At 70.3% G+C, this 9,916-nt stretch carries 12 protein-coding genes; all 12 read left to right on the top strand.

The window, feature by feature from the left end:
• On the top strand, positions 1-731 hold a 731-nt coding region (tilS, locus tag ESP51_RS19790), incomplete at its 5' end, for a tRNA lysidine(34) synthetase TilS (RefSeq protein ID WP_129522585.1).
• Positions 732-785: 54 nt separating this feature from the next.
• Positions 786-1,337, top strand: coding sequence for a hypoxanthine phosphoribosyltransferase (hpt, locus tag ESP51_RS19795; protein WP_129522586.1), 552 nt, complete (start codon positions 786-788; stop codon positions 1,335-1,337).
• 31 nt (positions 1,338-1,368) lie between these two features.
• Entirely contained in the window at positions 1,369-3,060 is a 1,692-nt protein-coding gene (locus ESP51_RS19800) for an MFS transporter (protein WP_129522587.1), read from the top strand.
• 45 nt (positions 3,061-3,105) lie between these two features.
• Positions 3,106-3,822, top strand: a complete 717-nt coding sequence (locus ESP51_RS19805; protein WP_129522588.1) for a DUF2652 domain-containing protein — start codon at positions 3,106-3,108, stop codon at positions 3,820-3,822.
• An 83-nt stretch (positions 3,823-3,905) separates the two neighbouring features.
• Positions 3,906-5,930, top strand: coding sequence for an ATP-dependent zinc metalloprotease FtsH (gene ftsH / locus ESP51_RS19810; RefSeq protein ID WP_129522589.1), 2,025 nt, complete (start codon positions 3,906-3,908; stop codon positions 5,928-5,930).
• 26 nt (positions 5,931-5,956) lie between these two features.
• Positions 5,957-6,553, top strand: coding sequence for a GTP cyclohydrolase I (gene folE / locus ESP51_RS19815; RefSeq protein WP_129522590.1), 597 nt, complete (start codon positions 5,957-5,959; stop codon positions 6,551-6,553).
• Between the two features lie 73 nt (positions 6,554-6,626).
• Complete coding sequence (folP, locus tag ESP51_RS19820; RefSeq protein WP_241843279.1) at positions 6,627-7,418, top strand: dihydropteroate synthase; 792 nt, start codon at positions 6,627-6,629, stop codon at positions 7,416-7,418.
• Positions 7,411-7,782 carry a dihydroneopterin aldolase gene (folB, locus tag ESP51_RS19825; protein ID WP_241843277.1) on the top strand — a complete coding sequence of 124 codons (372 nt, stop codon included), beginning with the start codon at positions 7,411-7,413 and terminating at the stop codon, positions 7,780-7,782. The genes folP and folB overlap by 8 nt, the downstream gene beginning before the upstream one ends.
• Positions 7,779-8,264 carry a 2-amino-4-hydroxy-6-hydroxymethyldihydropteridine diphosphokinase gene (gene folK / locus ESP51_RS19830; RefSeq protein WP_129522593.1) on the top strand — a complete coding sequence of 162 codons (486 nt, stop codon included), beginning with the start codon at positions 7,779-7,781 and terminating at the stop codon, positions 8,262-8,264. The genes folB and folK overlap by 4 nt, the downstream gene beginning before the upstream one ends.
• Positions 8,261-8,734, top strand: coding sequence for a DUF3180 domain-containing protein (locus tag ESP51_RS19835; RefSeq protein WP_129522594.1), 474 nt, complete (start codon positions 8,261-8,263; stop codon positions 8,732-8,734). Before folK ends, ESP51_RS19835 begins: the two co-directional genes overlap by 4 nt.
• A 43-nt stretch (positions 8,735-8,777) precedes the next feature.
• Positions 8,778-9,263 carry a PH domain-containing protein gene (locus ESP51_RS19840; RefSeq protein WP_373426273.1) on the top strand — a complete coding sequence of 162 codons (486 nt, stop codon included), beginning with the start codon at positions 8,778-8,780 and terminating at the stop codon, positions 9,261-9,263.
• A partial coding sequence (locus tag ESP51_RS19845) for a PH domain-containing protein (RefSeq protein ID WP_241843278.1) occupies positions 9,260-9,916 on the top strand: 657 nt, incomplete at its 3' end. The genes ESP51_RS19840 and ESP51_RS19845, both read left to right, overlap by 4 nt.

Genomic DNA, 9,916 nt, shown 5'->3' on the forward strand with positions numbered 1-9,916 from the left:
TCGGCCTCGATCCGGTGCTCGTGCGCCGCGTCGAGGTGACGGGCGAGGGCGGCCCCGAGGCGGCGGCCCGCACGGCGAGGTACGCGGCGCTCGAGGCGGCCGCAGCCGAGACGGATGCCGCGCTCGTACTGCTCGGCCACACGCTCGACGACCAGGCCGAGACGGTACTGCTCGGGCTCGCTCGCGGCTCGGGCGCCGCGAGCCTCGCGGGCATGCCCTCCCGCACCGGACGGTTCGCCCGCCCGCTCCTCGGCATCCGCCGCGAGACCACGAGGCAGGCGTGCATTGATGCCGGGCTCACCCCTTGGGACGACCCGCACAACGTCGACCGCGGCTACGCGCGAGTGCGAGTGCGCGAGCGAGTGCTTCCCGTGCTCGAGGCGGAGCTCGGCCCCGGCATCGCCGAGGCGCTCGCTCGCACCGCCGAGCAGTTGCGTGAAGACGACGAGGCGTTCTCCGAGCAGATCGACGAGTTCATCGAGGAGATCTGCGAGCCGTCCGAGGCCGGCATCGCCGTGTCGGTCGGTGCGCTCACCGCCAACCCCGCGGCGCTCCGGCAGCGCATCATCCGGCACGTGGTGCTGAGCGAGTTCGGCGTCTCGCTCTCGCGCGCACAGACCATCGAGGTCGCCCGCCTCGTGACCGACTGGCACGGCCAGGGGCCGATCGACCTGCCCGCCGGCATCCGCGTCACGCGCAGCGCCGGCCGTATCGAGTTCGCGGCGCGCTGACCTCGCGCGAAGGTAGGCTCGGGGCATCCGACGCCGACGACCCAGGGGAGCAGCATGTACGCGCGCGAGATCGAAGCCGACCTCACCGAAGTGCTCGTCACCGAAGCCCAGATCCAGGAGAAGCTCGCCGAACTCGCCCGCCGCATCGAGGCCGACTACGAAGGGCGTGAGATCCTGCTCGTCGGCGTGCTGAAGGGCGCCGTCATGGTGATGGCCGACCTCGCCCGCGAGCTCCGCCCGCACGTGCGCACCGACTGGATGGCGGTCTCGTCGTACGGCGCCGGCACGGAGTCGAGCGGCGTCGTGCGCATCCTGAAAGACCTCGACACCGACCTCACCGGTCGCCACGTGCTCATCGTCGAGGACATCATCGACTCGGGCCTCACCCTGAGCTGGCTGCTCGCCAACCTGAAGTCGCGGGGCACGGCATCCGTCGAGATCTGCGCCCTGCTTCGCAAGCCGGATGCCGCGAGGGTCGACGTGACGGTGAAGTACCTCGGCTTCGACATCCCGAACCAGTTCGTCGTCGGCTATGGCCTCGACTACGCCGAGCGCTACCGCAACCTGCGCGATGTCGCGATTCTCGCGCCGCACATCTACAGCTGAGCTGCTGGGCTGCTGGCCCTAGAGTCATCCCATGGGCGATGGCCGGCGCCGCAGCAGGGTCCGCGACGCAGCGGCTGCCTTCTCGAGCAACGCGCGCAACCCCAACCTCCGCCGTGCCCAGCTCAGCTTCCTCGGAGCCTGGACCGCCGAGTGGGCCTTCACCGTGGCGCTCGGCATCGTCGCCTACCGCGACGGCGGCGCGACCGCCCTGGGCCTCGTCGGACTGCTCCGCATGGTGCCGTCCGCGATCCTGGCGCCGCTGCTGTCCCCCATCGCCGACCGAGGGCGCCGGGAGCGGGTGCTCATCCTCGTGTCCATCGTGCGGGGGGTCGCGACCGCTGCCGCCGCAGTGGTCGTCGCGGTGTCCGGCCCGACGGTGGTCGTCTACGCGCTCGCCGTGCTGTCGACGATCGCCGCCACCCTCTACCGCCCGGCGCACTCCGCGCTCCTGCCGTCGCTGTGCAGCACCGGATACGAGCTCGCGAGCGCCAACATGGTGCGGGGACTGCTCGACTCCGCGGCCACGCTCGTCGGCCCCCTCCTGGCCGCGGTGCTGCTCCAGTTCACCGGTGTCGACGTCGTGTTCGCGGTCGCAGCGGCCGCCTCGTTCTGGGCGGCTGCGCTGCTGGTGCGGCTCCGGTACGAAGCCCCTCCTCGCCCACCGGCGCCGAGGCGCTCCAATCTGGGCAGGGAGGCTCTCGACGGTGTTCGGGCCGTCACGCGGAACCGCGACCTGACGCTCATCCTCGGTCTCGCAGCGGCACAGGCCCTCACCCGGGGCGCGCTCACCGTGTTCTCCGTGGTGGTCGCGATCGAGCTGCTGGGCACCGGCGAGCCCGGCGTCGGCGCCCTGATGACCGCGGTCGGGGTGGGCGCGGTGCTCGGATCGCTCGCGGCCTCGCTCCTCGTCGGCTCCGGGCGACTGGGCGCGTGGTACGCCGTCGGGGTCGGACTGTGGGGACTGCCGCTCACCCTCGTCGCCCTGGTTCCCCAGCAGTCGGCGGCGCTGGGCCTGCTCGCGTTCATCGGCGTCGGCAACGCCCTGATCGATCTCGCCGGGTTCACGCTCATCGGCAGGATGGCTCCCGACGAGGTGCTCGCACGCGTCTTCGGCGTGCTCGAGAGCCTGGTGGCGGTGTTCATCGGGATCGGCGCCGTCGTCGCATCGATGATGGTCGCCTGGTTCGGGGTCCAGGGCGCGCTGATCGCGGTCGGGCTGGTCTGCCCGGTGCTCGCGGTGGCGGCGTGGTGGCGACTGCGGGCCCTCGACCGGTCGGTCGATGTCCTCGACGAGGAGATCGGACTGCTCCAGCAGGTGCCCATGTTCCGCACCCTGCCGCTGCCGTCCGTCGAGCAGCTCGCCCGCGGCCTCGAGCCGGTCACGGTGCCCGCAGGCCACGTCGTGTTCACCCAGGGGGAGATCGGCGACCGCTACTTCGTCATCGAGTCGGGCGAGGCCGACGTGGTGGGCGACGGAAAAGTCGTGGCAACGCTCGGCCCGGGAGAGGGCTTCGGAGAGATCGCGTTGCTCCGCCGAACCCGCCGAACGGCCACCGTCGTGGCCAGGAGCGAGCTCCGGATGCAGGCGCTGGGCTCTGACCGATTCCTTCCCGTCGTCCTCGGGTACACGCCGAGCGCTCGACAGGCGGCGACGGTCGTCGACGACCTGCTGCACCGCTACGAGCCGAAGGACCCGTTCGGGGAACCGCCGGCACAATCCTGAGATTCTTTCGGTTGTGAAGCTCGGGCGTTGGTGGGATGGTGAGGCATGGAGTCCGGACGTGCGGTGCTACTGATCGCAGACATCAGCGGCTACACCGACTACATGAGCTCCCACCGCATGAGTCTCGCGCACGCCGAGGTCAACACCGCGCGCATGCTCGAGAAGATGATCGATGCCGCTCCCGGCTTCGACCTCATCGAGATCGAGGGCGACGCGGCCTTCCTCTCCCGCCAGGCCGACGCAGTCGAGACCGACACCGCGATCCTCGAGATCCTCAGGGTCGCCGTCACCATGCATCGGGCCTTCCATCTCGAGCGGCAGTACGTCACGGCGAACCTGTGCCCGTGCACGGGGTGCAAGGGCGCGGCCGACCTCAAGCTGAAGTTCGTGGCGCACATCGGCGACGTGGCCATCCAGACCATCCGGGAGCGCATCAAGCTCGTCGGGATCGACGTCATCCTCGTCCATCGCCTGCTGAAGAACCCGGTCGCGATTCCCGAGTACGTCCTGCTCTCCGAGGAGCTCTACCGCACCGCTGAGGATTCGCTGTCTGCACCCGTGCACGAGGTCTCGCCGGAACTCGAGGGCTTCGGAACCGTCCGCGCCTACTTCGTGGACGTCGGAGATGTCGAGGGCTCGCTCCCGCCGCTGCCCGCGCCGTCGTGGCAGGGACGCCTCGGGAGGACGGCCGTGGCGCTGGGCCTGGGCATGCCGTACATGCTCGGCCTTCGCCGCTCGCGCCATGCGGCATCCGCTCGGTGAGACGGCGCCGCCGGCGGCGGTCGCATAGCCCACAGCGAACACGCAGCCCTCGTGCAGTAACCCCCATGTAGCCTTTGAGCACCATGAACATCAAGAAGATCCTGCGCGGGCCGATCATCTACATCCTGCTCGCGATCGTCGCCGTGTGGATCGGATCGAGCCTCATCACGGCCTCCGGTTTCCGCGAGGTTTCGACGCAAGAGGGCCTCGAGCTCCTGAACGACGGCAAGGTCGCGGCGGTGAAGATCGTCGATGGCGAGAACCGCGTCGACCTCACGCTCGCGAAGGCCGAAGAAGACCTCGGCACGCAGGTGCAGTTCTACTACGTCACGCCGCGCGGGCCCGACATCGTCGCCGCGATCGACGACGCCAACCCGAAAGACGGCTTCAACGACGAGGTGCCCCAGCCGAACTGGTTCCTCTCGATGCTCGGCATCCTGTTGCCGCTCGTGCTCATCGGCCTCTTCTTCTGGATCATGCTCTCGGGCATGCAGGGCGGCGGCAACCGCGTCATGCAGTTCGGCAAGTCGAAGGCCAAGCTCGTCTCGAAGGAGAGCCCGAAGGTCACGTTCGACGACGTCGCCGGCGCCGACGAGGCGATCGAGGAGCTCCACGAGATCAAGGAGTTCCTGAAGGAGCCCGCCAAGTTCCAGGCCGTCGGCGCGCGCATCCCCAAGGGCGTGCTGCTCTACGGCCCTCCCGGAACGGGCAAGACGCTGCTCGCCCGCGCGGTCGCCGGTGAGGCCGGCGTGCCGTTCTACTCGATCTCGGGTTCCGACTTCGTCGAGATGTTCGTCGGCGTCGGCGCGAGCCGCGTTCGCGACCTCTTCGAGCAGGCGAAGCAGAACGCCCCGGCGATCATCTTCGTCGACGAGATCGACGCCGTCGGACGTCACCGCGGAGCAGGTCTCGGCGGCGGTCACGACGAGCGCGAGCAGACGCTCAACCAGTTGCTCGTCGAGATGGACGGCTTCGACCCGAAGACCAACGTCATCCTCATCGCGGCGACGAACCGCCCCGACATCCTCGACCCCGCGCTCCTGCGTCCCGGCCGCTTCGACCGGCAGATCGGCGTCGACGCTCCCGACCTCAAGGGCCGCTGGAAGATCCTCGAGGTGCACTCGAAGGGCAAGCCGCTCGCGAAGGGCGTCGACCTCGAGGTGCTCGCGCGCAAGACGCCCGGATTCACTGGTGCCGACCTCGCGAACGTGCTGAACGAGGCCGCGCTGCTCACGGCGCGCTCGAACGCCCAGCTCATCGACAACCGCGCCCTCGACGAGGCGGTCGATCGCGTGATCGCGGGCCCGCAGCGTCGTTCGCGCGTCATGAAGGACAAAGAGAAGCTCATCACTGCCTACCACGAGGGCGGCCACGCGCTCGCCGCGGCGGCGATGAACTACACCGACCCCGTGACGAAGATCACGATCCTGCCGCGCGGTCGGGCCCTCGGCTACACGATGGTGCTGCCGCTCGAAGACAAGTACTCGGTCAGCCGCAACGAGCTGCTCGACCAGCTCACCTACGCGATGGGCGGCCGTGTCGCCGAAGAGATCGTCTTCCACGATCCGTCGACCGGCGCCTCGAACGACATCGAGAAGGCCACGGCGACGGCGCGCAAGATGGTCACCGAATACGGCATGAGCGCGAACGTCGGGGCGATCAAGCTCGGCCAGTCGCAGGGCGAGGTCTTCCTCGGCCGCGACATGGGCCACCAGCGCGACTACTCCGAAGAGGTCGCCCTGAAGGTCGACACCGAGGTGCGGTCGCTCATCGAGCAGGCGCACGACGAGGCGTGGCAGGTGCTCAACGACAACCGCGACATCCTCGACGTCCTCGCGGGCGAGCTCCTCGAGAACGAGACGCTCGATCACCACCAGATCGCCGAGCTCTTCAAGAACGTGAAGAAGCTGCCCGAGCGGCCGCAGTGGCTCTCGAGCACCGATCGTCCCGTCTCCGACCGGCCGCCGATCTCGTTCCCCTCCGAGAAGCTGCCGATCGACCAGGGCGCCGTCGACGGCGGCGTGGACTCCGGATCCGGACAGTCTCCGATCGACGACGGAGCGGCTGCTCGCACGCCGCGCACCAAGCCGCGGCCCGCGACGGCGTAATCTTCCCTCGACCCGAAGGTGGTGCCATGGCGGGAGTGGACGCTCGTCGCATCGAGCGTGCGGTGCTCGAGATCCTGCTCGCGATCGGCGAAGACCCCGACCGGCCGGGCCTCACGCGCACCCCTCAGCGCGTTGCCGAGGCCTACGCCGAGTTCTTCGCCGGACTCGACGTCGACCCGCTGAGCCACCTCGCCGACACGGTGCCGCTGGGCGCCACCGAGGCCGGCGCGCCCGCCACCTCCGATGCCGTCATCCTCCGCGACCTCGCGTTCCGCTCGGTATGCGAGCACCACCTGCTGCCGTTCGTCGGCACGGCGCACGTCGCCTACCTTCCGAACGAGCGGGTCGTGGGTCTCGGGCGCATCCCAGCCGTCGTCGACACCCTCGCGAGCCGGCCGCAACTGCAGGAGCGCCTCGCCGAGGAGATCGCCGACACGCTGCAGGCGGGCCTCGACCCGAAGGGCGTGCTCGTCGTGCTCGACGCGCAGCACCGCTGCGTGACGACCCGCGGCTCCCGCCAGGAGCGCAGCTCGACGGTCACGATCGCGAGTCGCGGTGCCCTCGCGTCACCCGCGGCGCGGGCCGAGATCATCGCGCTCATCGGGAACAGCAGCGATGCCTGATGCCGAAGATCGGCAGCTGAGCCGACCCGACGGCGCCGGGTCGGATTCGGCTCGAGGCGGCCGCACCCTCGTCATGGGCGTCGTCAACGTGACGCCCGATTCGTTCAGCGATGGCGGTCGCTGGTTCGACGCCGACGCCGCGATCGCACACGGGCTCGAACTCGTCGCCGACGGTGCCGACCTGCTCGATGTCGGCGGCGAGTCCACGAGGCCGGGCGCCGCGCGCGTCGAGCCCGAAGAGGAGTTGCGGCGGGTCGTGCCGGTCATCCGCGAGCTCGCCGGCCGCGGCATCCGGGTCAGCGTCGACACCATGCGAGCCGCGACGGCCCTCGCCGCGGTCGAGGCGGGCGCCGAGATCATCAACGACGTGTCGGCAGGGCTCGCGGATGCCGCGATGGGCCGCATCGCCGCCGAGACGGGCGTGCACTACGTCGCGATGCACTGGCGCGGGCACTCCGACCGCATGGACTCCCTCGCCGAGTACACCGACGTCGCCACAGAGGTGCGCGACGAGCTCGCGACCCGCATCGACTCGCTCGTGGCGGCGGGGGTCGATCCGGGGCGTCTCATCCTCGACCCGGGCCTCGGATTCGCCAAGCGCGGCGAGCAGAACTGGCAGTTGCTCGGCCGGCTCGACGTGCTCGCCGGCCTCGGCCTGCCGTTGCTCATCGGCGCCTCGCGCAAGCGGTTCCTCGGCGCGATGCTGCCCGACGACGCGCCCGTCGAGGAGCGAGACCTGCCGAGCGCCGTCGTGAGCGTGCTGTCGGCCCAAGCTGGCGCCTGGGGTGTGCGCGTGCACGACGTGCGCAGCACGCGTCGCGCCCTCGACGTGCTCGGAGCGTGGCAGAGTGGAGCACGTGGCTAAGACGCGCGATCGGATCACGCTCACGGGCGTCCGCGTGCGCGCGCACCATGGCGTCTTCGACTTCGAGCGCGAGGCGGGCCAGGAGTTCGTGATCGACGTCTCCGTGGCAGTCGACCTCGCGGCCGCGGCATCCGGCGACGACCTCGCACGCACCGTGCACTACGGTGAGCTCGCCGAGGCGATCAGTGCCGCGGTCGAGCGTGATCCCGTCGACCTCATCGAGACCGTCGCAGAGCGCGTCGCGAGCGTCGCGCTCGCGTTCCCCGCGGTCGAGGAGGTCGAGGTCACGGTGCACAAGCCGCAAGCCCCCATCACCGTGCCGTTCACGGATGTCGCGGTGACGATCGTGCGAGGCCGGGCGTGACGCGCGCGGTCATCGCCTTCGGCGCGAACCTCGGCGACCGGGAGGCCACGATCGTCTCGGCCACCCGTTCGCTCGCCGAGACCGACGGGGTCGTGCTCGTCGCCGTCTCTCCCGTGTACGAGTCGGTGGCGATCACCGACGCCGGGGCCGAGGTCGACGCGCCGCGATACCTGAACGGCGTCATCGCGGTCGAGACGACGCTCGAGCCGCACGCCCTCCTCGACGTGCTGCAGCGCGTCGAGCAGCAACACGGCCGCGAACGCACGAAGCACTGGGGCGACCGCACGCTCGATCTCGATCTCATCGACTTCGGCGGCATCGAGCTCGCCGACGAGCGCCTCGAGCTGCCGCATCCGCGAGCCTGGCAGCGCGCGTTCGTGCTGCAGCCGTGGCTCGACGTCGAACCCGACGCCGTGCTCCCCGCTCGAGGCCCGATCGCCGAACTCCGGCGTGCCGCGGCCGACGAGGTGGTGCGCCGATGAAGCGCACGCCCGCCTCGACCCTCATCGCCTTCACGCTCTCGGGGCTCGTGATCGGCTACCTCGGCGAGCTCTCGATCGTGACCGCCGGGTCGAAGGCGCTCGTGCCGCCGATCTCCCTTCCAATCACGCTCGTCGGCGTCGCCGTGATCGTCATCGCGCTCGCATGGCCGATCCGCCGCGCGGTGAAGGGCAAGGCCACGAAGCACCTCGACCCGTTCCGGGCGATGCGCACGGCCGTGCTCGCGAAGGCGTGCAGCCTGAGCGGCGCGCTCGTGTTCGGCATCGGCATCGGCATCGCGTTGTTCGTGCTCACCCGCAGCGTGCTCCCGGCCGGCGAGACCGTGTGGCTCGCGATCGCGACGGCGGTCGGGGCGGCGCTGCTGCTCGCCGCCGGCCTCATCGCCGAGCACTTCTGCACCCTGCCGCCAGATGACACCGACCTCGAGAAAGAAGAGCACGCCCATGCCTGACCTCCGTGACGACGGCCGCGAGCAGGGCGAGGTCGTGCAGCAGATGGGGTCGGATGCCTCGGCCTCCGACACCGGGTGGCGTCGCGTCTCCCCGAAGTACCTCGTCGTCGAGATCGTCGGGTCGCTCATCGGCCTCGTGATCTTCGTGGGCGCGTTCCTCATCGCCTTCCTGGTCTTCGGGCAGCCGTGGGCGTTGTGGGCCGCGATCGCCGTCGGCGTGATGTCGCTCGTCAGCCTCGCGTTCGAGCCGCGCCGCGTGCGCTCGATCGCCTACCGTCTGCGTGAAGACGACCTGCTCTTCCGGCGCGGCATCATGTTCCAGCGGCAGGTCGCGGTGCCCTACGGCCGCATGCAGCTCGTCGACATCACCCGTGGACCGGTCGCTCGTGCACTCGGACTGGCCGACCTCAAGTTCGTGACCGCTGCCGCCGCCACCGCGGTGACTGTTCCCGGTCTGCCCATCGAGGAGGCCGACCGCTTGCGCGACGAGCTCGTCGCGCTCGCAGAGACGCGCCGGGCGGGGCTGTGAGCACTCCCGCGCCGCGGGTCACGAACCTCGCCGACGGCGAGTGGCACCGCTTGCATCCTGCGAGCCCGCTGCTGCGCGGCGGCCTCGTGTTCATCGCCGTGCTCGGGTTCATCATCGCCAACATGCGCGAGCGCGTCATCGACTTCTTCCTCGTCATCTTCGCTCCCGACATCGGCCCCGGCATCGAAGAGGGGTACGGCAACTGGCGCCAGGACTGGGCGAACGACCCGATCGGGGGCATCGTCTCGAACGGGCTCGTCGGCTGGGCAGTGCTCGCCCTCGCGGTCCTCATCGTGGCCGTGATCATCGGGTTCTGGCTGTCGTGGCGCATGCACACGTTCCGCATCACGCGCGAGGCGGTCGAGGTGCGCAGCGGCATCCTGTTCCGCTCGCATCGGAGCGCCCGTCTCGACCGCGTGCAGGGCATCAACGTGACCCGGCCGCTCTTCGCACGACTCTTCGGCACGGCGAAGCTCGAGCTCTCGGTCGCAGGCCAGTCGGCGAACGTGCAGCTCGCCTACCTCGGCTCCGCCCTCGCCGACGGCCTGCGCGCCGACATCCTCCGGCTCGCTTCGGGCGCGCGGGCCGAGCGGGCACGCACCGCGGTCGGGCCGACGCCCGACGGGCCCACGAGCCCGACCGATGACGCGGCC

This window comes from Agromyces albus (genome assembly GCF_004134825.1).
Lineage (GTDB): Bacteria > Actinomycetota > Actinomycetes > Actinomycetales > Microbacteriaceae > Agromyces > Agromyces albus.

Bases quoted from the DNA above. Each gene is read 5' to 3' on its own strand.
- ftsH (WP_129522589.1), top strand. From the start codon at position 3,906: ATGAACATCAAGAAGATCCTGCGCGGGCCGATCATCTACATCCTGCTC.
- ESP51_RS19800 (WP_129522587.1), top strand. From the start codon at position 1,369: ATGGGCGATGGCCGGCGCCGCAGCAGGGTCCGCGACGCAGCGGCTGCC.
- ESP51_RS19835 (WP_129522594.1), top strand. From the start codon at position 8,261: ATGAAGCGCACGCCCGCCTCGACCCTCATCGCCTTCACGCTCTCGGGG.
- ESP51_RS19805 (WP_129522588.1), top strand. From the start codon at position 3,106: ATGGAGTCCGGACGTGCGGTGCTACTGATCGCAGACATCAGCGGCTAC.
- ESP51_RS19840 (WP_373426273.1), top strand. From the start codon at position 8,778: ATGGGGTCGGATGCCTCGGCCTCCGACACCGGGTGGCGTCGCGTCTCC.
- folP (WP_241843279.1), top strand. From the start codon at position 6,627: ATGGGCGTCGTCAACGTGACGCCCGATTCGTTCAGCGATGGCGGTCGC.
- hpt (WP_129522586.1), top strand. From the start codon at position 786: ATGTACGCGCGCGAGATCGAAGCCGACCTCACCGAAGTGCTCGTCACC.
- folE (WP_129522590.1), top strand. From the start codon at position 5,957: ATGGCGGGAGTGGACGCTCGTCGCATCGAGCGTGCGGTGCTCGAGATC.